General features: G+C 66.2%; 22 protein-coding genes and 1 pseudogene. 9 read left to right on the top strand and 14 right to left on the bottom strand.

The features are described from left to right. Positions 1–19 precede the first annotated feature (19 nt). Positions 20–463, top strand: a complete 444-nt coding sequence (locus ACNO8X_RS18860; protein ID WP_260939424.1) for a DUF5313 domain-containing protein — start codon at positions 20–22, stop codon at positions 461–463. Positions 464–466: 3 nt separating this feature from the next. Here the strand turns inward: ACNO8X_RS18860 and pspM are convergent, their stop codons facing one another. The 4 genes from pspM to pgsA form a co-directional block, all read right to left on the bottom strand. Then, positions 467–1,291, bottom strand: a complete 825-nt coding sequence (pspM, locus tag ACNO8X_RS18865) for a phage shock envelope stress response protein PspM (protein WP_418002231.1) — start codon at positions 1,289–1,291, stop codon at positions 467–469. Between the two features lie 24 nt (positions 1,292–1,315). Beyond that, on the bottom strand, positions 1,316–2,125 hold the full coding sequence (gene pspA, locus ACNO8X_RS18870) for a phage shock protein PspA (protein WP_020101883.1): 810 nt from the start codon (positions 2,123–2,125) through the stop codon (positions 1,316–1,318). Positions 2,126–2,278: 153 nt separating this feature from the next. Then, on the bottom strand, positions 2,279–2,602 hold the full coding sequence (clgR, locus tag ACNO8X_RS18875; protein ID WP_043393801.1) for a transcriptional regulator ClgR: 324 nt from the start codon (positions 2,600–2,602) through the stop codon (positions 2,279–2,281). Between the two features lie 115 nt (positions 2,603–2,717). Continuing rightward, on the bottom strand, positions 2,718–3,302 hold the full coding sequence (gene pgsA, locus ACNO8X_RS18880) for a CDP-diacylglycerol--glycerol-3-phosphate 3-phosphatidyltransferase (protein ID WP_043394027.1): 585 nt from the start codon (positions 3,300–3,302) through the stop codon (positions 2,718–2,720). Between the two features lie 55 nt (positions 3,303–3,357). On the opposite strand from pgsA, the gene ACNO8X_RS18885 reads away from it, so the two are divergent. Then, a complete protein-coding gene (locus ACNO8X_RS18885; protein ID WP_043988194.1) occupies positions 3,358–3,879 on the top strand; it encodes an amino-acid N-acetyltransferase in 522 nt (173 codons plus the stop codon). A 93-nt stretch (positions 3,880–3,972) separates the two neighbouring features. On the opposite strand, the gene ACNO8X_RS18890 is transcribed toward ACNO8X_RS18885, so the two are convergent. The 3 genes from ACNO8X_RS18890 to ACNO8X_RS18900 all read right to left on the bottom strand — a co-directional run bounded on the left by ACNO8X_RS18890 (position 3,973) and on the right by ACNO8X_RS18900 (position 8,333). Next, on the bottom strand, positions 3,973–4,962 hold the full coding sequence (locus ACNO8X_RS18890; RefSeq protein WP_418002232.1) for an IS481 family transposase: 990 nt from the start codon (positions 4,960–4,962) through the stop codon (positions 3,973–3,975). A 109-nt stretch (positions 4,963–5,071) separates the two neighbouring features. Further along, complete coding sequence (locus tag ACNO8X_RS18895) at positions 5,072–5,578, bottom strand: DUF4282 domain-containing protein (RefSeq protein ID WP_418002233.1); 507 nt, start codon at positions 5,576–5,578, stop codon at positions 5,072–5,074. A 109-nt stretch (positions 5,579–5,687) separates the two neighbouring features. Beyond that, entirely contained in the window at positions 5,688–8,333 is a 2,646-nt protein-coding gene (locus ACNO8X_RS18900) for a DNA translocase FtsK 4TM domain-containing protein (RefSeq protein WP_418002234.1), read from the bottom strand. A 181-nt stretch (positions 8,334–8,514) separates the two neighbouring features. Between ACNO8X_RS18900 and ACNO8X_RS18905 the strand changes: the two genes are divergently transcribed. The 3 genes from ACNO8X_RS18905 to ACNO8X_RS18915 are packed head-to-tail and all read left to right on the top strand — an operon-like array spanning position 8,515 to position 10,560. Continuing rightward, the gene (locus ACNO8X_RS18905) at positions 8,515–8,835 is read left to right on the top strand and encodes a putative quinol monooxygenase (RefSeq protein ID WP_418002235.1); all 321 of its coding nucleotides are present in this window, start codon (positions 8,515–8,517) and stop codon (positions 8,833–8,835) included. 2 nt (positions 8,836–8,837) lie between these two features. Beyond that, positions 8,838–9,656 (top strand): mycofactocin-coupled SDR family oxidoreductase, encoded by an 819-nt coding sequence (locus ACNO8X_RS18910; RefSeq protein WP_418002236.1) that lies wholly within the window; start codon positions 8,838–8,840, stop codon positions 9,654–9,656. 31 nt (positions 9,657–9,687) lie between these two features. After that, positions 9,688–10,560 (top strand): SAM-dependent methyltransferase, encoded by an 873-nt coding sequence (locus ACNO8X_RS18915; protein WP_418002237.1) that lies wholly within the window; start codon positions 9,688–9,690, stop codon positions 10,558–10,560. Here the strand turns inward: ACNO8X_RS18915 and ACNO8X_RS18920 are convergent. After that, entirely contained in the window at positions 10,557–11,234 is a 678-nt protein-coding gene (locus ACNO8X_RS18920; protein ID WP_418002238.1) for a hypothetical protein, read from the bottom strand. The two genes, ACNO8X_RS18915 and ACNO8X_RS18920, sit on opposite strands and share 4 nt — an antisense overlap. A gap of 29 nt (positions 11,235–11,263) precedes the next feature. Further along, complete coding sequence (locus ACNO8X_RS18925; protein ID WP_418002239.1) at positions 11,264–11,932, bottom strand: hypothetical protein; 669 nt, start codon at positions 11,930–11,932, stop codon at positions 11,264–11,266. A gap of 576 nt (positions 11,933–12,508) precedes the next feature. Here ACNO8X_RS18925 and ACNO8X_RS18930 point away from each other — a divergent pair. Beyond that, entirely contained in the window at positions 12,509–12,961 is a 453-nt protein-coding gene (locus ACNO8X_RS18930) for a helix-turn-helix domain-containing protein (protein WP_418002240.1), read from the top strand. Continuing rightward, positions 12,954–14,348 carry an ABC1 kinase family protein gene (locus ACNO8X_RS18935; RefSeq protein WP_418002241.1) on the top strand — a complete coding sequence of 465 codons (1,395 nt, stop codon included), beginning with the start codon at positions 12,954–12,956 and terminating at the stop codon, positions 14,346–14,348. The genes ACNO8X_RS18930 and ACNO8X_RS18935 overlap by 8 nt, the downstream gene beginning before the upstream one ends. Here ACNO8X_RS18935 and ACNO8X_RS18940 read toward each other — a convergent pair. The 5 genes from ACNO8X_RS18940 to ACNO8X_RS18960 form a co-directional block, all read right to left on the bottom strand. Then, entirely contained in the window at positions 14,334–14,939 is a 606-nt protein-coding gene (locus ACNO8X_RS18940; protein WP_418002242.1) for a TetR/AcrR family transcriptional regulator, read from the bottom strand. The two genes, ACNO8X_RS18935 and ACNO8X_RS18940, sit on opposite strands and share 15 nt — an antisense overlap. Beyond that, a complete protein-coding gene (locus ACNO8X_RS18945) occupies positions 14,932–15,537 on the bottom strand; it encodes a TetR/AcrR family transcriptional regulator (protein ID WP_418002243.1) in 606 nt (201 codons plus the stop codon). Before ACNO8X_RS18945 ends, ACNO8X_RS18940 begins: the two co-directional genes overlap by 8 nt. 175 nt (positions 15,538–15,712) lie before the next feature. Then, positions 15,713–17,392 carry a ribonuclease J gene (locus ACNO8X_RS18950; protein ID WP_418002244.1) on the bottom strand — a complete coding sequence of 560 codons (1,680 nt, stop codon included), beginning with the start codon at positions 17,390–17,392 and terminating at the stop codon, positions 15,713–15,715. Then, positions 17,389–18,291 carry a 4-hydroxy-tetrahydrodipicolinate synthase gene (gene dapA / locus ACNO8X_RS18955; protein ID WP_418002245.1) on the bottom strand — a complete coding sequence of 301 codons (903 nt, stop codon included), beginning with the start codon at positions 18,289–18,291 and terminating at the stop codon, positions 17,389–17,391. The genes ACNO8X_RS18950 and dapA overlap by 4 nt, the downstream gene beginning before the upstream one ends. Before the next feature lie 72 nt (positions 18,292–18,363). Further along, a complete protein-coding gene (locus tag ACNO8X_RS18960) occupies positions 18,364–19,131 on the bottom strand; it encodes a FadR/GntR family transcriptional regulator (protein WP_418002246.1) in 768 nt (255 codons plus the stop codon). A 105-nt stretch (positions 19,132–19,236) separates the two neighbouring features. Here ACNO8X_RS18960 and ACNO8X_RS18965 point away from each other — a divergent pair. Next, positions 19,237–20,106 (top strand): annotated as a pseudogene (locus ACNO8X_RS18965) (proline iminopeptidase-family hydrolase); the annotation flags it as partial. 77 nt (positions 20,107–20,183) lie between these two features. Further along, a complete protein-coding gene (locus ACNO8X_RS18970; protein ID WP_418002247.1) occupies positions 20,184–21,593 on the top strand; it encodes an APC family permease in 1,410 nt (469 codons plus the stop codon).

Raw genomic sequence — 21,593 nt, forward strand, 5'->3', positions numbered from 1 at the left:
ACCGGTAAAATCGGCCACCATGGCCAACGAGAATCGCCCGAAGCCCAGCGCCTGGCAGTACATCAAGTACAGCTACGGCGGCCGGCTGCCCGACTCGATGCGGGCCTGGGTGACCGAGGACCTCATCGGCCAGGGCGCGACGCTGCGGGTGGTCATCCGCATGTTCGTCCCGGCGTTCCTGATCCTGATCCCGATCTGGTTCCTGCCCGAGCTGCTCGGCATCACGGGCGGCTCGGACCTGATCATCAGGCTCAGCGCGACGGTGCCCATCCTGATTCCGGTGATCTACTTCTCGCACGCGCTGAACAAGATCTGGCGCCGGCACATGCTGGTCAAGCACGGCATCGACCCGAAGCTGCTCGAAGAGTCGCTGCGCCAGAAGAACGCCCACATTCACGCGGCCTACGAGGAGCGGTACGGCCGCCGGTCCGATGACGGTTCCGGCAGCTCGACCACGATCTGACCGTCAGGCGTGGCGCAGGCGTCCGAGCTCATCGAAGGCCTGCGCCCAGGCGCTGAGGCGGTCGGTCGCCGCGACGAGTTCACTGCGATAACGCTGCTCGGACATCGACCGCGCCGAGCTCGACCCGCTGTTCGCCGCTGACACCAATTGCGCTGCCGCGGTGGCGATGTCGGCGTACTGCCGTACGCCCGCATCGAGCTGTGCGGTGTAGGACTTGATGGTCGGCGCCAGATGCCCGCGGGACTGCGGCACCGAACCGGCCGCCCGTTCCATCGCGACCACTTCCCCGGCCGTACCGGCCAGCGCCGCGGCCGACACGTTGGCCGCGGCGGTCACTTCGGCGATCTCGGCGGCGGGCAGCAACTGGCCCCGCTGGATGACGCTCAGCAGTGCGTACAACCCGCGCTCGGCCGACGCCAGCGTCTCCATCGGACGGCGCGCCGCCGAGCCCCTGGGCGGCAGCAGCCGCGAGGTCCGTGCCGGCGGCAGCGGTTCGCGGCGCAGCCATCGGTAACGCAGGAAGCACAGGGTGGCCAGGAACGCGGCACCACCGGCGATGGGGCCGGTGATGATCAGCACCCAGAACGGGGTGCTCCACGCGGCCAGCAGCGCCGTCAACCCGATCCAGAAGGCGCTGGCGCCGGCGAACAGCCAGCCCAGCCGCAGCGCCCAGCGCCGCTTGCGCAGCAGCCTGGCGCGCGGGTCGGCGGCTGCACCGAGGCGCTGGGCCACCAGGCCGGACAATTCGGCAGCGGTGTCGATGCTGCGTTGCAGGACCGCCTGCCAGCCCCGGGTCTCCCCTGGGCGGCCGGACGACTGGGCGTTCACCGCTGCCCCCTCACATCTCGAAATTTACTGCGACAGCGGGTTCTCCGGCGCCGGGTTGGCTGCCGGAGCTGCGGGAGTGGCAGGCGCTGCGGCACCGCCGGACGGCAGGGAGTTGCCCTGCATCGAGGCACGGATCTGCTCCAGGCGCGAATGCCCGGCCATCTGCACGCTGGCCTGCTGGACCTCCATCATGCGGCCCTGCACCGAGTTCTGAGCCAGCTCGGCCGAACCCATGGCGTTGGCGTAGCGACGCTCGATCTTGTCGCGCACCTCGTCGAGGCTCGGGGTGTTGCCCGGCGCGGCGATCTCGGTCATGGAGCGCAGCGAGGCGCTGACCTGCTCCTGCATCTTGGCCTGCTCGAGCTGCGACAGCAGCTTGGTGCGCTCGGCGATCTTCTGCTGCAGCACCATGGCGTTCTGCTCGACGGCCTTCTTGGCCTGGGTGGCGGCCTGCAGCGACTGGTCGTGCAGCGCCTTGAGATCCTCGACGCTCTGCTCGGCGGTCACCAGCTGAGCCGCGAAGGCCTCGGCGGCGTTGTTGTACTCGGTGGCCTTGGCGACGTCACCGGCGCCAGTGGCCTGGTCGGCCAGGGTCAGGGCCTGGCGGACGTTGGCCTGCAGCTTCTCGATGTCGGCGAGCTGCCGGTTCAGGCGCATCTCGAGCTGACGCTGGTTGCCGATGACCGAGGCCGCCTGCTGCGTCAGGCCCTGGTGCTGGCGCTGGGCCTCTTCGATCGCCTGCTGAATCTGAACCTTCGGGTCGGCGTACTCGTCGACCTTGGAGCTGAACAGCGCCATGAGGTACTTCCAGGCTTTGACAAAGGGATTGGCCATGAGATCGGTCCGCCTTCGTGTCGTTCGTGATTCGGGATCGGTTATCAGGTTGCCGGCCGCGTAGGTGGCAGCGCGTCTACAGCCAACCTAGTAGGTATGGACAGCCAGACGCAGCCCGCATGCACTATTGCGGCGCGGCGAGTTCGATAGCGGTCAGGCCACAGCCATGGCGAGATGCTGTGGGATGACAACCTTGGTCGCGACGTCGATGTTGGCCACCGTGCGGTCGGCCTCGGCGCGCTCGGTGTGCAGCATCTGCTCGGCGGCGTCGGCCAGCACCTGCGACAGCGGCACCTCCAGGGCACCGCAGATGGCACCGAGCAGTTCGCTCGACGGTTCCTTGCGGCCCCGCTCCACCTCGGACAGGTAGCCCAGGCTCACCCGTGCACCGTCGGACACCTCGCGCAGTGTGCGTCCCTGACCGGTACGGGCCTGGCGCAGCACGTCGCCGATCACCTCACGCAACAATGTCGTCATCGCGTTTCCCCTTCAGCCTGAGTAACAGCCGCGCAGCCCGGCCGGACCACCCGTTCTACACGGTCTTGTAGGCACCAACGCGGCGACGCACCGCTTTGGTTCCCGAGGGGACGAATCAGGGGCGGCGAAACGCGGAGACGACGTAGTCGATGCCCGTCAGCACGGTCAGCACCACCGCGGCCCACATGAAGACCCAGGCAGCGGTCAGCCACGGGGCGGGCCAGGCATGCAGTGGCAGGACGAACAAACCGATCGCCACCGCCTGCACCAGCGTCTTGAGCTTGCCGCCACGGCTGGCGGGAATGACGCCGCGCCGGATCACCGCGAAGCGCAACAGTGTCACCGCAAGCTCACGGGTCAGGATCACGACGGTGATCCACCAGGGCAGGTCGCCGAGCATCGACAGCCCGATCAGCGCGGCCCCGATCAGGGCCTTGTCCGCAATGGGGTCGGCCAGCTTGCCGAACTCGGTGACCATGTCGAAGCTGCGGGCGATCTCGCCGTCGAACCGATCGGTGATGACGGCAACCGCGAACACGACGAAAGCCGCAATCCGCCAACGGGTTTCGTGTCCATCACCGGCGAACAGGGCCGCCAGGAACACCGGCACCAGCACGATGCGCAGGCCGGTCAGCAGATTGGCGATGTTCGCCACGCCGGCACGCGAGGCGCGCGGATCGGTGTCTGACTGGCCTGTCACCGACACAGGATATCCGGTCACCTACCGGGCGATACGCAGCCGATACCCTCCACGTGTGAGCGACGCACCGAAACCCACCACCACAGGGCTGGTGGTTCGCCGCGCCCGGACGTCCGACGTCCCCGGTATCAAGGCCCTCGTCGACATCTACGCGGGAAAGATCCTGCTCGAGAAGAACCTGGTGACCCTCTACGAGGCGGTCCAGGAATTCTGGGTGGCCGACCTCGATGGCGAGATCGTCGGCTGTGGCGCGTTGCACGTGCTGTGGGCCGACCTCGGCGAGGTACGCACCGTCGCGGCCCATCCCAAGGTGCGCGGCATGGGCGTCGGGCACGCGGTGGTGGCACGGCTGCTCGACGTGGCCCGGGAGCTGGAGCTGCAGCGTGTCTTCGTGCTGACCTTCGAGATCGACTTCTTCAGCAAGCACGGCTTCGTGGAGATCGAGGGCACGCCCGTCACCGCCGAGGTGTACGAGGAGATGTGCCGGTCGTACGACACCGGTGTGGCGGAGTTCCTGGACCTGTCCTACGTCAAGCCGAACACCCTGGGCAATACCCGGATGCTGGTCACGCTGTGAGGCGAGCGCCGGCCGGGACAGCGAACCTGACCAGTTTGCGAATCCCAGGCGAACTGGCAAACCTCGCCCAGAGCTTCGGCCACTGAACAGCCGCTAGTTGTACTGACCTGAGAGGTTAGGTACGCGGCTGGCGGGTGGTTGACCGCCCAGTGCGGTGTGGCCGCGGTGGTGATTGTAGGTGTGTAGCCATCGGGGGTACTCGGCGCAGCGTTCGGCGTCGCTGGTGTAGAGCCGGGCGTAGGCCCATTCATCGGCCAAGGTGCGGTGAAATCTCTCCACCTTGCCGTTGGTCTGGGGCCGGTAGGGACGTGTTCGGCGGTGTTCGATGGCCCCGAGTGCGTCACGGAACGCGTGAGATCGATAGCAGGATCCGTTGTCGGTCAACACCTTCGACACCGTGAACCCGCATTGGTTAAACCATGCGTTGGCCCGGGCCCAGAACGCTGACGCTGTCTCTTTGCGCTCGTCGGCCAGGAGCTCGGAGTAGGCCAGCCGTGAGTAGGCATCGATCGCGGTGTGCAGGAAGTGATGGCCCTTGATCGGGTGACCGTGCTTGCTGACGCGTCCGGAACTCTTATCGGCGCGCGTGTTGTGATTGCCTGCGGTTCGGCCCAGCATCCGCCAGCCCCCGCCGGCAGGAATTTTGCCCAGCTTCTTGACGTCAACATGCACCAGTTCGCCGGGTCGCGCGGCGTGAATTCTGCGGATCACCGTGCCGGTGGGCCGGTCGAGCCAACGCAACCTGGCCACCCCGTAACGGGTTAGCACCCGGTGCACGGTCGAGGGATGAATTCCCAGCAGATAGCCGATTCGTGCTGGCCCCCAACGCCGGATGACCCGCACTTTGATGATCCGGCGCTCGGTACGAGTCGGTGTCTGGTTGGGGCTTCGCTGTGGACGTGAACTGCGATCGACCATGCCGGCTGGGCCCTGCTCGCGGTAGCGACCCGCCCAACGCGCCGCTGTGGTGACCGCGACTTGGAATCGCTCGGCTGCGCGGCGCAGCGACCAGCCGTCCTCGACGACACAACGGGCCAAGCGCAGACGACCAGTTTCCGACAGCGGAGCATTACGGTGGGACACGAAGACCTCCGAGATTGAGTTGGTGCGTTCCTAGACAGCTCGCACTTCACTCGGAGGTCTTCTTCATGTCACCACGCCACGCCGTACCTAACGTCCGTGGTCAGTACAGCTAGTCGGCAGCGTCGGTCGCGGCTGCCCGGCGCGCGACGATCCGGTCCCGCATGTCCATGATCGCGGCCCTGCGGCGGGACCGGCCACCACGGCCGAACGATGGCAGCGTCGGGATCACGTCGATCTTGTCCGATACCCCGATCATCAGCTCGGCGATCTCCAGTACCAGCTCATTCAGCTCGTCGACCTGCTGGCCCATTGCCATGAACGCGCTCAGTGACTCCAGAACCACCCGCACCACCAGCACGATCGCCACACAAGTGACCGGGCCGGCGAGGAACAACCAGAACACGCCGAGAAGCGCAGACAGCTCGAACGCCACCACGGCGCCCGCCAGATACAAAACCACGGCACCGGCGATGACAAGCCCGTACAACAACGGAACCACGTGCTGCGCCGTCGATTTCCGGAATCCGAGGTCGGTGAACGCCGTCAGCGCAGGCCAGCTGCGGCCGCCGGACTCGAACTCTGCATCGAGCTCTTCGGCGGGCGAAATGTCAACCACGGCAAAGCCTCCTTAGGAGACCAGCCTCCCATAGTCGGCGCCGCCTGCCACCCATCGTCGGTGTTATCCGCACCGTCAGCCCGCGTTGGTGTGATCCGGGTAACACCGGTCAGAAACCGGGGTCGTCACCCATCGATCCGTTGGCATCGGAGCCGCCCTGGATCAGCATCAGGGTGCCGGCCAGTTCGTCGGGCTTGACCAGGACCTCGCGGGCCTTGGAGCCCTCGGACGGTCCGACGATGCCGCGCGTCTCCATGAGGTCCATGAGGCGGCCGGCCTTGGCGAACCCGACCCGCAGCTTGCGCTGCAGCATCGAGGTCGACCCGAACTGGCTCGACACGACCAGTTCCACGGCCTGCAGGAAGACGTCCATGTCGTCGCCGATGTCGCTGTCGATATCGCGCTTCTCGACGGTCTTGACCGTGACGCCGTCGATGAACTCGGGCTGGGCCTGCTGTTTGGTGAAGGCGACGACGGCCTGGATTTCGTCGTCGCTGACGTAGGCACCCTGCACCCGGATGGGCTTGGGCGCTTCGGACGGCTGGAACAGTGCGTCACCCTTACCGGTGAGCTTCTCGGCGCCGATCTGATCGAGGATGACGCGCGAGTTGGTCGCGTTGGTCACGCCGAATGCCATGCGGGACGGCACATTTGCCTTGATGAGACCGGTGACCACCGAGACCACCGGCTGCTGGGTCGCCAGCACCAGGTGGATGCCCGCGGCGCGGGCCTTCTGGGTGATGCGGACGATCGCGTCCTCGACGTCGCGCGGCGCCTGCATCATCAGGTCGGCCAGCTCGTCGACGACGCACAGGATGTACGGGTAGGTCTTGTAGACCCGCTCGCTGCCCAGCGGCGCGGTGATCTCGCCGGAGCGGACCTTCTTGTTGAAGTCGTCGATGTGCCGGACACCGCTGGCGCTCATGTCCTGGTAGCGCTGCTCCATCTCCTCGACCAGCCAGGCCAGCGCGGCGGCGGCCTTCTTCGGGTCGATGATCACGGGCGTGATGAGGTGCGGAATCCCTTGGTACGGCGGGAATTCCACCATCTTCGGGTCGACCAGGATCATCCGGACCTCGTCCGGGGTGGCGCGCTGCAGCAGCGACACCAGCATCGAGTTGATGAAGCTCGACTTACCCGAACCGGTGGAGCCGGCCACCAGCAGGTGCGGCATCTTGGCCAGGTTGTAGCTGATGAAGTGGCCTTCGACGTCCTTGCCGATGCCGAACACCATCGGGTGGTGGTCCTTGCGGGTGGACGGTGCGTTCAGCACGTCCTTGAGCCGCACCATCTCCCGGTCGCTGTTGGGGACCTCGACACCGACCGCGGACTTGCCGGGGATCGGCGCCAACAGGCGGATGTGCTCGTTGGCCACCGCGTAGGCGAGGTTGCGCTGCAGCTGGGTGAACCGCTCGACGCGGACACCCGGTCCGAGTTCGATCTCGTAGCGGGTGACCGTCGGGCCGCGCTGGAAACCGACGACGGTGGCGTCGATCTTGAACTGCTGCATCACTTCGGTGATCGCGTTCATGATGCGGTCGTTGTCGCGGCCGACCCGCTTCGGCGGGTCGCCATCGGCCAGCAGCTCCAGCGGGGGCAGCGTGTAGTCGCCCTCGATGACGCGGTCCAGCGTCAGGCCGTCGTCCTTGTTCTTGTCGGCGGCCTGTTCCAGGGCCTTGGCCTTGGTGGGCACCGGGTCCGCGACGTTCTGTGCCTTGCGGCGACGCGACGGCTTGGCCGCCGGCTCGGGTGCGGTCGGCGCTTCGTCGGCTGCAGGCTCGACCGGGTAGTTGTCCATCGGCGTGCGGCCCAGTGGCCGCGTCATGGCCGCGGTGGTCTGGTCCGAACCGGGCCAGGCTTCGGGCTCGTCCCGCGAATAGGTCGGGTCGTCGTAGTAGCCGTCGGAGAAATCATCGGCGAAATCGTCGACATAGCCGGCCGGCGCGTCGTACTCGTCGTCGTGGTCGCCGTGCAGGCGACCGGAGACCATGTAGCGCAACGTGTCCGGCAGTTCCCGGATGGTCGTGCCGGTGACCAGCAGCAGGCCGAACAGCACGCCCATGATGAGCAACGGGGTGGCGATCCAGACGGTCAGCCCGTCGGACAGCGGCCCGCCGATGACGAAGCCGACGAACCCGGCGGCGCCGCGGCGCTCCCCCGGCTCGGTGGGCGCACCGGCCCAGACGTGCCACAGGCCCAGCACCGGCAGCCCGATCATGGCAACGCCCAGGATCAGCCGCGGCCGCGCGTCGGGGTTCGGATGGGTCCGCATCAGCGTGACGGCCAGCGCCAGCAGCAGGACCGGCAGCACCACGACGGCGGATCCGATGACTGTGCGGACGCCGTAGTCGATCCACGCACCGACCGGCCGAGCTGCGTCGAACCAGGAGCTCGCCGCGAGCAGGAACGCGACGCCCAGCAGCGCCAGCGCGATGCCGTCGCGGCGGTGTCCGGGGTCGAGTTCCCGGGCGCGGCCGACGCTGCGGGCGGTGGTTCCAGCGCCCTTCGCGAGCATCAACCAGCCCGCGCGGGCGCCACGACCCACTGCAGCACCGGCGGTAGCGACCGGAGATGGATGGGGTGCCGGTTTGCGGGCCGGCTTACGGGCGGGCGATTTCGGGGCCGGCGGACGTGCCGGCCGACTCGACTTTGCACTGCCTGACTTCGATGAACGCGCCCCCGAACCGGCTGCGCCACGATTCGCCGACCCGGCCTTGGCCCGGTTAGCTGAGCTCGTTGCGGTCTTACTCGCCATGGCTGCCAGCCTAGTCGCATTCTCCCCATCTGCACCATCTGCCACACACGTAACGCTTAGGTCACGACCTCGACCGCATATCTGCTGGTCACCTACCGGTGGGAGCCACGTCACACCCGCCCAGAGCTCCGAGCTAACGTGGACACCTGTCTAGTTCAGCTATCTATCGAGGAGTTCGTTCATGCCGGTCGTTGTCGTCGCCACCATGAAGGCCAAGCCCGAGTCCGTCGATCAGGTCCGCGCCGCGTGCGTCGAGGCGGTCGACGCCGTCCACGCAGAACCGGGCTGTGAGCTCTACTCGCTGCACGAGGCCGACGGCGGCATGTTCGTCTTCGTCGAGCAGTGGGCCGACGCGGACGCCCTCAAGACCCACAGCACCGCCCCTGCGATCGGCAAGCTGTTCGGCGCCATCGGCGAGCACCTCGACGGCGCACCCGACATCAAGATGCTCGCTCCCGTCGTCGCCGGCGATCCGGCCAAGGGCCAGTTGCGGGGCAAGTGACCGTGGGTGAGCTGAGCGGCAAGGTTGCCTTCATCACCGGTGCGGCCCGTGGCCAGGGCCGTGCGCACGCGGTGAAACTGTCGTCGATGGGTGCCGACATCATCGCCGTCGACCTGTGCGACCAGATCGCGTCGGTCCCCTACCCCATGGCCACTCCCGACGATCTGGCCGCGACGGTCAAGCTGGTCGAGGAGAACGGGGCCCGGATCGTCGCCAGCCAGGCCGATGTCCGCGACCGCGACGCCCTCAAGTCCGCGCTCAAGGCCGGCGTCGAGGAGCTCGGCGGCCGGCTGGACATCGTCATCGCGAATGCGGGCATCGCACCCATGGCGGGTGAAGACGCCTGGCAGGACGTCATCGACGTCAACCTGACCGGCGTCTTCCACACCCTGGACGTGGCCATGCGGCCGATGGTCAAGGCCGGCAACGGCGGTTCGATCGTGCTGATCAGTTCCGTCGCGGGTCTGGTCGGGCTGGCCTCGCCGATGGCCGGGTCGGTGGGCTACGCCGCTGCCAAGCACGGCATGGTCGGCCTGATGCGGGTGTACGCGAATCTGCTCGCCTCGCAGAACATCCGGGTCAACTCGATCCATCCGGCCGGGGTGGACACCCCGATGATCGACAACGACTTCACCCGGAAGTGGTTGAGCCAGTTGACGGCAGAGACGAAGGCCGGACCGGACATGAGCAACGCGCTGCCGGTGCAGGTCCTCGACGCCGAGGACATCGCCAACACGGTGGCCTGGCTGGTGTCGGACGCCGGACGCTACATCACCGGGGTGACCCTGCCGGTGGACGCGGGTTTCGTCAACAAACGCTGACATCGTCTGCACGAGGAGCAGGGCATCCGACATGGCTCGTAACCCAGCGGCGCTGACGGCCTTCGGGCCGATGGCGCTCACCGCGATCGAGCAGCATGAGCCGCCGGGCCGCCGTCTCGTCGACGACGACCTGGCGACTTCTTTTCTGCCGCAAGCGCTTCGCGCTCTGGTGTCAGCCACCCGGTGGTCGCTGGTGCGGCGCGCCATGGTCGCCGCGTCGGATCGGTCGGCGCCGGGCATCTGGGCCAACATGGCCTGCCGGAAGCGGTACGCCGACGACAACCTCGTGGCGGCACTGGGTGCGATCGATGCCGTGGTGGTGCTGGGCGCCGGCCTCGACACGCGCGGCTGCCGGTTGTCGCGCCGCAGCATCATCCCGGTGTTCGAAGTCGACCAGCCGATCAATATCGAGCGCAAACGTGCCATCCTCGGCCGGGTTTTCGGCACTCCCCCACCGTCGGTCCACCTGGTCGCCGTCGACTTCGAGCGTGACGACCTGATGAGCGCGCTGGCCGGCCAGGGCTATCAGCGCGATGCCCGCACATTCTTCATCTGGGAGGGCGTCACCCAGTATCTGACCGCTGAGGCGATCAACAGCACCTTCGAGCAATTGCGATCCGCGCCCGCCGGTAGCCGGCTCAACTTCACCTACGTGCAGCGCGACTTCATCGACGGAGTGGACATCTCCGCCGCGCCGTCGCTGTATCGCAACTTTCGCCAGCGCAGTCAGGTGTGGAAGTTCGGCCTGCGACCCGATGAGGTCGGGCGCTATCTCGACGGGTACGGCTGGCGATTGCTTGACCAGCTCGGACCGGATCAGGTGCGGGACCGGTATGTGCGGCCGACCGGCCGCGCCTTGCCCACGTCCGACCTGGAGTGGTCGGCATTGGCCGGGAAGCCCTAGCCCCGCTGGGAGACCAGCCGCGCGAGGTATCGCCGCTGCTCGAAAGTCAGTCGCTGCAGCGAATTCGCCAGCGCGCTCGCCTCTGTCCCGTCGTCGGGGATATCCCGCGGGTAGATCGCCAACACGAATTGGCCCGGCCCTTCCGGGATTTCTGCAATGAAGCCGCTCCGCGCCATCGGATGCCCCAGCGCCGACAAACGCCAGCCGCGGGCCTGTAACGCCTCGGCCCACCAGTAGGCCACCCGAACCGAACGGGCTGGTTGGCTGATCAAGCCCGATATATGCGCCGAGTTTCGGGCAGCAGGCCGGGGCTCAATCAACAGACGGAGGTTCTGCAACAGCGCGAGCATGCGGTTGGTGTCGTCGGCCCAATCGCCACTGTGGAGCTGACAGATAGCCGCAGCGAGCACGCTCGGCAGATCAGTGTGCTCAGCGGGGTCGTCGCCAGCGCAACGGACGTGCACCACGCGGTGAGATGGCAGCCGCACAGTCACGACCGCCGCTGGTTCGTTCGGGCTGTAGGACACCGCTTGGAGCAGACAGCCTTCCTGCTGCAATGCCCGAGCCCACCAGTAGAGCGGGCGCACCTCTGGAAGTGGTTGCAAAGCAACCGAATTCAGCGGCAATGCCGCAAAGCATGGCGAATGCGCACCGCCGCGATTCAGTGCCGGCACAGCGCGACGCGCTTCGGCTCCTGCCCCATTCACTGAGCGACGCCGCGCCGGACTTGTTCCACTTCCCGACTCGGGCAGGGGGTGGGCACAAGCGGTCCAACGTCGACATGTGCGCGCTGGGATATGTCACGGCCGCGTCGGCGCGGCCGAAGAAGCCAGCTCCACCGCGGCATCGGGTATCCGAGCGCATGAACAAATCCCGTGTCTTCGGGCAGCAGCACATTGACTTCACTCGGACCCGACACGGGATAACGACTCTCGGAATCGCCGAACCGAATGGTCTCGATTTCTGTGCCGAGGAACACTTTGACCGGGACGACTGCCGGTGCGCCGAAGAGTAGTTGCCGGGTTCGATTGTGACGATCGCCCAAGGCCATGACCCCACTGGCGATGTCGAGCTGCCCGTCGAACGCCGGCATGCCCAGCCCACGACTATCCGAGCCCGAGTACACCCTGACCCGCACCAACTTGCCGGCGAGGTCGCACTCGTGGATGCCCATCGTATGCACCCACAGCGCCCTGGCCGTACCACCGACGCCGTCAACATCCTGGTGCACGTATACACCCGAAAGACCGTTGGCGCCAACGTCTTCAATCACCACCACGCTGCCGTCAGGCGCAATCTCGGCATCGCACAGCAGCTTGTTCGCGGTAACCCCCACAGCGAAACCCCCTCTGCTGCCGCTGACGGCAGCCATCCCCCCGATTGCAGTCTTGTTTCCCATGACCGAGCCCATCGCATGTCGACGGCCCAGCACAGCGGCGGCGCGTCACCGACACCACAGACTCGACGTCCACACCCATTCATCCGGGTTGACGATTCTCTGCCACACCGAAGCGACGTGAATTCAGCAATAAATAGCGTTGGTGTCAGCGTGTTTGCCTTCGACCACACAGCAAAAACACAGTCGAGCCAAGTGGCACTTCAGCGAACACCCCGCGGTCCACCAGCACCCCACCCCCTAGTTCGCAAAGACCGGCATCTACTCCCCAGTTTGACCGGATTCCACGTTCAAATCCGAGAATTGCATATATCGGACTGACGTGTCAACCTGTCATTCGTGATCATTTCTAGCGAAGTAAGTCGAGGTGAGCTAACCTAGCTGGCGCGGCTGGATCGGCGAACATCGGTTGTGTCGTCGCCCGGCCCGAAAAGCGCTCCCCAAGCGGCCACTACCAGGCCACCCGGTTCCAACACGTGCACAGCACGTCCGAACTCGGCACCAATTTGGGGGAAAGACATGTACGACAGGAAGCGCCCGCGGAAGCCTGCGGTGGACACCGCCTTGTTCGCCGAGCGGCTCAACAATCTCTTCGACGCCATCCATCCCCCCGCGCGGGGGCCATACCGGAACAGCGAAGTGACGCAAGCGCTGGCACGCCGCGGCCATGACTTGTCGGATCCTTACCTGTCGCAACTGCGCCGCGGGATACGCACGCGCCCCTCACCTCAAACCGTGCAGCAGCTGGCCGAATTCTTCGGTGTCCGAACTGAATACCTCAACGGCCGCGACTCCGGTTACACCCGCGCGCTCGACGACGAATTGGACTGGCTGCGTCTCGCCCGTGACGAGTCCGTGCGTGAGGTCACGACTGTGCTCTTGACGTTGCCGCCGAACGTCCGCGAGACCCTGCTGGAATCCACGGCCTCCCTTGCCAACCTGGGCGAGCCCGTTGTAAACCATCCACGAGGAATTCCGCTCGGCGCCATGTCCATCGATGTCTAGGCGGACCGAATTGACATCCGGTGATCAACCCACCGACCGTGCAGCGCGCGGCGCACGTGTCGGGCAGGTCGCTGCCCGCCTCGCGGCGCGCCGAGCCACCAGCGCGTTTCGCCAGCCCTTCTTATCCGATGAGCAGAAGGCGCAGGTCCGCGACGAACAGATGCTGCGCTTGGCCGATGACCTCGCTACCACCTTGGGCACGATGAAGGGCGCGGCGATGAAGCTCGGCCAGCTGCTTTCGCTGCTCAATTTCGGCCTGAGTTCCGCACAGAACCGAGACGAATTCTCCCGTCGGCTGTCCCCCTTGTTCAGCCGCGCCCCCGCCGTCGACAACGCCGTGATGTTCCGGTTGATGGACTCCGAGTGGGGTGCACTGCGCGGCCAGGTGCGCACCATCGACCCTGAACCGCTGGCCACTGCGTCGCTGGGACAGGTCTACCGAGCAAGGCTGACTGACGGACGCGAGGTGGCCGTCAAAGTTCAATACCCCTGGGCGCGCAGTGCGGTCCGCGCCGACCTGAAGAACCTCGCCTTGTTGGTCCGCCTACGCGCGAGGTCCTATCCGATCCGGGGTCTGAACGCGGTGGTAGCCGAGGTCAGCAGGCAGATCACGGCAGAGCTCGACTACCGCCAGGAGCTGTCCAACCACCGCGCCGTCTACGAAGCTCATCGCGATCATCCGGTGTTCGTGATCCCCGAGCCGATCAACGAGTTGTGCACCGAGCGCGTCCTGGTGACCGAGTACCTGGATGGCACCCAACTGCATCACCTCGCCGACGTCGATCAGACGGTGCGCGACCACATCGGCGAGGCGATCTTCCGCTTCTACTGCGCCAGCATCTACACCAGCGGCGAGTTCTGCGCCGACCCGCACCCGGGCAACATTCTGTACCTGCCGGACAACCGCGTCGGTTTCCTCGATTTCGGTTTGCACGTGCGGATGAGCCGAGATGAAGTTGACCTGGAACGGTCGGTACTCACCGCAGTCATGCGCGGCGACGCCCAGACCGCACACAGACTGGCGTACGTGGCGGGATTCATCGTCGATGCCAATGCGCTACCCCCGGAGATGGCATTGCAGTACATGCGGGCCGTCGCCGGTTGGTATCTGACCCCGGGGCTGGTTCAGATCACCGACAAGGTCGCATACAAGGCGCTGTCGCAGGCGATGCTGCCCCAATCTGATTTCCGGTCGGGCATCTTCAAGCAGCGCATGCGGAGCGCGCACGCGTTCTCGCGCCGCACGGAGATGAGCGTGTGTGCAGTGCTCGGCACGCTGCAGGCGCGGGGCCGCTGGCACGACATCGCTTCGGAGTGGGCCCTGGACACTGAGCCCGCGACTGAGATGGGACAGCAGATCGCCCGCTGGCGGTCACGAATCCGGTAGCACCCGACGCAGCCCACCAAGCAGAAACGCTGCGCATGCCTGCGCGACCGGCTCCGGGTCGACATCGGTGCCGTCCTCGACCAGCATCGGAAACGTCGCCATCAACACAGTCGACACCACCGCCTGCCCGGCAACGCGTGAGTCGACGTTATCGCGAATCCATCCCTGCTGGCGTCCCACTTCCAGGAATGCCGTCACCTGCGCACCGAGGTGGTCATAGGCGGCGAGCACCGATTCATAGGCCTGGTCATCGACTCCGGGAGCGGCGATTGCTGCGAACGACACCAGCGTGCGGTTTTTCGCGATGTAGACCACGGCCCGGCGCACTCGACCGGCGAAGTCCGCGACGTACTCGGCGCGACAGGTCAGCGTGGCAGGGTCGCGCTCGCCGGCCACCGCGGCCGAAAGCTCCAGAACCGTCTGAGCCTGGATCGATTCCAGGACGTCCCGCTTGCTGCGGAAGTAGTTGTAGAAGGTGCCGTGGCTTACCCCGCAGCGAGCGGTGATGTCGGTGACGTCGACATCGCGGTATCCGCGCTCGATGAACAAGTCGGTAGCCGCCGCGTACAGCTGCGCAGCTCTATCAGGCATCGGCGGGTTCCCCGTCAGCGGCTTCTTCGGTCAGCAATCCTCGGTCAGCGATAGCCGAGATCGACGCCAGAAATGTCGCGCGCGACTCGGCCGTCGTATCCCCCCGCATGGACATCAGCAACCCCGGACCGGACAACCCGATCACCAAGCGGCCCAGCAGTGCCCACGTGGCACGGTGATACGCCGAGGCGTAGTCGGGGTTGGCGGTCTCGAACAACCCCGCAAAGGCGACATCCACTGTCGACAAGAGCCCGCTGACCCGGAACCTCAATTCGGGATCGATCGCGCTGCTTTCCACCGTGAGCAGCCGGACGATCGCAGGATCCTCATCGACGAGATCGAACATGCGGGTCCCGAATACCGTGATGAGCTCCATCGCCTGGTGGTAGTCGGTCAGGTCGAGGCTCGCCAACGAACCGATCCGGAGCGCCCGCGCAGCTTTGGTGACCGCGTAGTCGAAAACGTCGTCGAGCAGTTCCCGTTTGCTCGGGTAGTACCGGTACAAGGTGCCCTGCCCGACGTTGGCGTGGCGGGCAATATCCGACATCGTCGTCTGGTCGTAGCCCCGATCGGTGAGCACCGCGTAGGCAGATCGCACGATCTCCTTGCGCCTGGCGGCTCGCAAATCGGCGTTGGCCGGCCGGCCGCGCGCACGGCGCTCAGAGGCTCGATCCCCCCGCGGCAAAGACACCGGGCCGAGTTTAGTGGTACAGGGCGTACGGAATGAGGGTTTCCTCGCACCGATGCACTGCGCCCGGCTTATTGTCGTGGGCCTATATTTCGAGCACTGTCGGCACGATCATCGGCTGGCGCCGGTAGGTCTCGCCGACCCACTTGCCGACGGCCCGCCGCACCGCCTGGGCGATGCGTGCGGGGTCTGCAACCTGTTCGGAGGCAAGGGTTTCCAGCGCGGCCTGCGCCTTCTCGGTGGCCGGCTCGAGGGCCTTCGGGTCCTCGGAGAAACCGCGCGAGTGCAGGTGCACGGGAGCCACCGGCTTGCCGGTCTCTCGGCTGAGCACGACGGTGACCGCGATGAAACCCGAAGTCAGCGTGAGCCTTTCACCCAAGGTGGCATCACCGACGTCGCCGAGCACCAGACCGTCGACGAACACCTTGCCGACCGGCACCGCGCCGGCGATCCGGGCCTGCCCGCCCACCAGGTCGACACTGACGCCGTTCTCGGCCAGCACGACGTTCTCCTCCGGCACACCGGTGCGGATCGCGAGTTTGGCGTTGGCCCGCAGATGGCGCCAGGTGCCGTGCACCGGCATCACGTTGCGCGGCCGCACGCCGCGGTACAGGAACAGCAGCTCGCCGGCAAAGGCGTGTCCGGAAACATGCACGCGCACTTGCTGATTGGTCACGACGCGAGCGCCGATCTTGGCCAGCGAGTCGATCACGCCGTAGACGGCTTCCTCGTTGCCGGGGATCAGCGAGCTGGACAGGATGATCAGGTCGCCGGCCGTCAGAGTGATGCTGCGGTGCTCACCACGGGACATCCGGGACAACGCCGCCATGGGCTCGCCCTGTGTGCCGGTGGTGATCAGCACCACCCGGTCGGCCGGCAGCAGTTCGGCAGCACCGATGTCGACGACGTCGTCGTCGGCGACGTCGAGGAAGCCGAGTTCCTTGGCGATGCCCATGTTGCGGACCATCGAGCGGCCGACGAACGACACCTTGCGGCCCAGGGCCACCGCGGCGTCGATGATCTGCTGCACGCGGTCGACGTTCGAGGCGAAGCAGGCCACGATGACGCGGCCGTCCGCGCCGCGGATCAGCCGGTGCAGGTTGGGGCCGACCTCGCTCTCCGACGGACTGACCCCGGGAATCTCCGCGTTGGTCGAGTCGCACAGGAACAGGTCGACGCCCTGCTCGCCGAGGCGGGACATGCCGGGCAGGTCCGTGGGCCGGCCGTCCGGCGGCAGCTGGTCGAGCTTGATGTCGCCGGTGTGCAGCACCGTGCCGGCACCCGTGTGCACGGCGATGGCCAGGGCATCGGGAATCGAGTGGTTGACCGCGAAGTACTCGCACTCGAACACCCCGTGGGTGCTGCGCTGCCCCTCGGCGACGATCTGCATGTTCGGCTTGAGCCGGTGCTCACGGCACTTGGCGGCAACCAGCGCCAGCGTGAACCGCGACCCCACGACCGGGAGGTCGGGCCGCATCTTCAACAGATACGGAATGGCGCCGATGTGGTCCTCGTGCGCGTGGGTGAGGACCAGCGCTTCGATGTCGGCCAGCCGGCCCTCGATGTGCCGGATGTCCGGCAGGATCAGATCGACGGCGGGCTCGTCGTGCGTCGGGAACAGCACGCCGCAGTCGATGACGAGCAGCCGGCCCAGGTGCTCGAAAACGGTCATGTTGCGGCCGATTTCGCCGATGCCGCCCAGTGCTGTCACACGCAGACCGCCCGGCTCCAAGGGGCCGGGCGGCGCGTAATCGGGTGTGGTCACGCAAGCACCGACGCTGCGCGCAGGTCCGCGGCGAGCGCAGTCAGCTGGTCGGCCGTGGCAGGTACCTGCGGCAGCCGCGGGTTTCCGACGTCCAAGCCCTGCAATCGCAGCGCTTCTTTACTCATCGTGACGCCCCCGAGCCGGTTCTGCGCCTCGCTCAGCGGGCTGAGCCCGACCTGGATCTTGCGGGCGGTGGCGATGTCGCCGGAGTTGAACGCCGACAACAGCGCGCGCAGCTCGGCGGCGGCGACGTGGCCCCACACGCTGATGAACCCGGTGGCGCCCATCGCCAGCCACGGCAGGTTCAGCGCGTCGTCGCCGGAGTAGTAGGCCAGACCGGTCTCGGCCATGATCACCGCGCCACCATTGAGATCGCCCTTGGCGTCCTTGACGGCCACGATGTTCGGGTGCGGCGCCAGTGCGCGGATGGTGTCCCATTCGATCGGGATCGACGACCGCGGTGGAATGTCGTACAGGATTACCGGCAGTTCGGTGGCGTCGGCGACGGCAGTGAAGTGCGCGAACAGACCGGCCTGCGGCGGCCTCGAGTAGTACGGGGTCACCACCAGCAGGCCGTGCGCGCCTGCGGCGGCACAGGCCTTGGCCAGATGCACGCTGTGCGCGGTGTCGTAGCTACCGGCGCCCGCGATCACGCGAGCGCGATCGCCGACCTCTTCCAGAACTGCCTCGAGCAGGGCGACCTTCTCGTCGTCCGTGGTGGTCGGCGACTCCCCGGTGGTGCCGGAGACGACCAGACCATCGCAACCCGAATCGACCAGATGCTTGGCCACCTTCTTCGCGCCAGTCAGATCAAGCGAGCCGTCCGGGCCGAACGGCGTCACCATGGCAGTCAGCACGGTGCCCAGGCGTGCGCTGACGTCGATTCCGGTGGTGGTCACGGGGGTCAGATTACCCGGTCGCGAGCCGACAGCCGCCCTCCGCTCCCCCGTGGGCGGCGCCGGCCCGTGAACTCAGTCGACGAGCATTCCAGCACGGCGCATCGCCGCCGAGATGTTCTCGAAGTCAATGGCCACATGGGCTCGCGCCAGCGACTCGGCGTCATCTCCGTGACCGTTGGCAATGGCGTCGACCAGCGTCGTGTGCTCACCGAGCGCCCGCTGTTCCATTTGCCGCATGGTGGCCGGCTCGCCCCACACGTGAGCCGGGGCGCCGATACTGATCGACGCTTCCAGGTCGAGCAGCACCTGTTTGAGGACGACGTTGTGAGCGGCATCCATGATCGCCAGGTGCAGCGCGCTGTCAGCCTGCTGGGCGGCCAGGCCGCTGTCGGCGCGGCGGTAGTCCTCGAGGCGCTGCCGCAGGACGCCGATGTCAGCGTCGGTCCGCGATTCGGCCGCGGCCCGGCACACCGCGCCGTGCATCCGGCAGATCGCGTCGCACCGGTCACGGAGCTCGTCGACCCGCATTCGCAGCGTGCGTGCCACCGCCGCCGTGGACGAGTCCGGCCATTGCTGCAACACATACGAACCGCCGCCGCGACCCCGCCGCGTCTCCACCAGGCCGCGCTCCACCAGCCGGGCCAGCGCCGCGCGCACCGTCATCCGACCGACGCGTAAAGAGGCTGCGAGCTCGCGTTCGGCGGGGAGCCGGGCACCGGGCAGGTATTCGCCGATGGCGAGGGCGGTCACCAGCCGGTCGGTGATTTCGTCGACCCGCGAAGACGACTCGAGCTCGCGATCAAGTATGCCGGGAGCAGGCACACCGTTGACATGTGTCATCGCCGGATCGGCTCCCTTCCCTCGTGTCAGACAGTATCGGCATGGATTGTTAAGTGTCGATGAATGGTCTTGTGACGAGACCATTGAAGTCCCATGCTGGCCGTCATGCCAATCACGCACCGCACGGTTTCCTTCCTCGCACACGAGACCTGGGTCCAGATCACCACTCCCGAATCACCGGACCCGGCACGGCTTCCGCTGTTCGTGCTGCACGGCGGGCCGGGCATGGCCCATAACTACGTGCGCAACATCGCCGAATTGGCCGACGAAACCGGTCGCACGGTCATCCATTACGACCAGCTCGGCTGCGGCAACAGCACGCACCTGCCTGATGCGCCCGCCACGTTCTGGACCCCTGATCTGTTCGTCGAGGAATTCCACACAGTGCGCAATGCCCTCGGCATCGACGAATACCACCTGCTGGGTCAGTCATGGGGCGGCATGTTGGGCGCGGAGATCGCGGTGCGGCAACCGTCCGGGCTCGCGTCGCTGGCGATCTGCAACTCCCCCGCATCGATGGAGCTCTGGATGGCCGGCTGCGCGGAACTGCGTGCGCAGTTGCCACCGGAAATCCAGGCCGCGCTGACCCGCCACGAAGAAGCGGGCACCGTCACCGATCCGGAGTACCTCGAGGCCACGAACGAGTTCTACCTGCGCCACCTGTGCCGGCTGGTGCCCATGCCGCAAGACCTGATCGACACCATCGCCCAGATGGAGGCAGAGCCGACGGTCTACCACACGATGAACGGCCCCAACGAGTTTCATGTCGTCGGAACGCTGAGCGGTTGGAGCGTCATCGACCGGCTCCCTGCCGTCACCGTGCCGACGCTGGTGATCGCCGGCGAATTCGACGAGGCCACCCCCACGGCGTGGCAGCCGTATGCCGACCACATCGACGGCGCCACAAGCCACGTATTCCCCGGCACCAGTCACTGCTCGCACCTCGAGCAACCCACGGAATTCCGCGCCGTCGTCGCCGCCTTCCTCGCCAACCACGATCTGGCCGCAGCCGCCCCGGGTCTGACCCCATCCCCCGACCCGACAGGATCTTCATGGCCACCACCGCCCGCATCGCCACAGGCGAAGCTCAGCGCACTCCCGAATCATTCGGCTACAAACAGGAACTCAATCGGTCCGTCTCCACCGTCGACCTCATCGTCTACGGGTTGGTGTTCATGGTGCCGATCGCGCCGTGGACGATCTTCGGTGTCGTTTACAACAGCGCCGGCGGCATGGTGCCCCTGGTGTATCTCATCGGCCTGATCGCCATGGTGTTCACCGCGACGGCGTACGCGCAGATGGCCAAGTCCTTTCCCCTTGCGGGATCGGTGTTCTCATATGTCGGCCGCGGAATCCATCCTGGCGCAGGCTTTTTCGCCGGTTGGGCGATTCTTCTGGATTACCTGCTGATACCGACGCTGCTCTACGTGTTGGCCGCCGAATCGATGATCGGCTTGTTCCCTGGCACGCAGCGATGGATGTGGGCTCTCGTATTCGTTCTGGTCAATACCGTGATCAACCTGCTGGGTATCAACTCACTGAAAATGGCGAACCGGTTGTTCCTGGCACTGGAACTGGCCTTCGTGGTGATCTTCGTCGTCATCGCGGTACGTGCCATCAACGGAGATTCGTTGCCCAACGTGCGTTGGAGCACCACACCGATCTGGAACCCGGACACCGTCAGCGCACCGTTGATAGCCGCGGCACTGTCGATCGCCGTGCTGAGTTTCCTTGGCTTCGATGGTATTTCGACGCTCGCCGAGGAATCGACGGGTAAGCGGAATCCAGCGGGCAAGGCGATGATCGGCGCGCTGTTCCTCGTGGCCTTCCTGTTCATCGGCCAGACCTGGCTGGCCAGCCTGCTGGCAGGTGGTCGTGCGTCGTTCAGCGACGACGAGGCGGGCAACGCATTCTTCAAACTGGTCGAAGCGGCATCCAGCACCGGATGGATGAACGCGTTCTTCGTGGTCAATGTGCTGGCGGTCGGCTTCGCCAACGCGATGGCCGCGCAAGCGGCGACCGGCCGGCTGCTGTACTCGATGAGCCGCGACCGCCAACTGCCCGCGTTCCTGTCGACCATCAGTTCCCGCAAGGTGCCGATCGCGGCGATCCTGGTGGTCAGCGCGATCAGCGTGGTGCTGGTGCTGTTCTTCGTCGGTCAGATAGCGCTGATCTCGTCACTGGTGAACTTTGGTGCGCTGTTCGCTTTCTGCCTGCTGCATGTATCGGTCGTCTGGTATTACCTCGGCCGCCAGAAGTCGAAGAACTATCTGCTGCACCTCGTGATGCCTACGCTGGGCTTCTTGATCATCGGCTATGTGCTGTTCAACGCGGATTCGCTGGCGAAGATCGGCGGCATCGTGTGGCTGGGCATCGGCACGGTGGTCTTCTCGGTCAACAAGTTGCGCGGCCGCGGCGTGCCCGTGCTCGGCGAAGAACTGCAACAGGACGCTACCGGTTAG

Origin of the sequence: Mycobacterium sp. PDNC021 (assembly GCF_048282635.1) — a bacterium.
In the GTDB taxonomy this organism is placed as follows: Bacteria; Actinomycetota; Actinomycetes; order Mycobacteriales; family Mycobacteriaceae; genus Mycobacterium; species Mycobacterium llatzerense.

Coding starts and splice junctions, on each gene's coding strand:
- ACNO8X_RS18860 (WP_260939424.1), top strand. CDS start 20: ATGGCCAACGAGAATCGCCCGAAGCCCAGCGCCTGGCAGTACATCAAG.
- pspA (WP_020101883.1), bottom strand. CDS start 2,125: ATGGCCAATCCCTTTGTCAAAGCCTGGAAGTACCTCATGGCGCTGTTC.
- clgR (WP_043393801.1), bottom strand. CDS start 2,602: ATGACGACATTGTTGCGTGAGGTGATCGGCGACGTGCTGCGCCAGGCC.
- ACNO8X_RS18900 (WP_418002234.1), bottom strand. CDS start 8,333: ATGGCGAGTAAGACCGCAACGAGCTCAGCTAACCGGGCCAAGGCCGGG.
- ACNO8X_RS18905 (WP_418002235.1), top strand. CDS start 8,515: ATGCCGGTCGTTGTCGTCGCCACCATGAAGGCCAAGCCCGAGTCCGTC.
- ACNO8X_RS18915 (WP_418002237.1), top strand. CDS start 9,688: ATGGCTCGTAACCCAGCGGCGCTGACGGCCTTCGGGCCGATGGCGCTC.
- ACNO8X_RS18925 (WP_418002239.1), bottom strand. CDS start 11,932: ATGGCTGCCGTCAGCGGCAGCAGAGGGGGTTTCGCTGTGGGGGTTACC.
- ACNO8X_RS18935 (WP_418002241.1), top strand. CDS start 12,954: ATGTCTAGGCGGACCGAATTGACATCCGGTGATCAACCCACCGACCGT.
- ACNO8X_RS18940 (WP_418002242.1), bottom strand. CDS start 14,939: ATGCCTGATAGAGCTGCGCAGCTGTACGCGGCGGCTACCGACTTGTTC.
- ACNO8X_RS18960 (WP_418002246.1), bottom strand. CDS start 19,131: ATGACACATGTCAACGGTGTGCCTGCTCCCGGCATACTTGATCGCGAG.
- ACNO8X_RS18970 (WP_418002247.1), top strand. CDS start 20,184: ATGGCCACCACCGCCCGCATCGCCACAGGCGAAGCTCAGCGCACTCCC.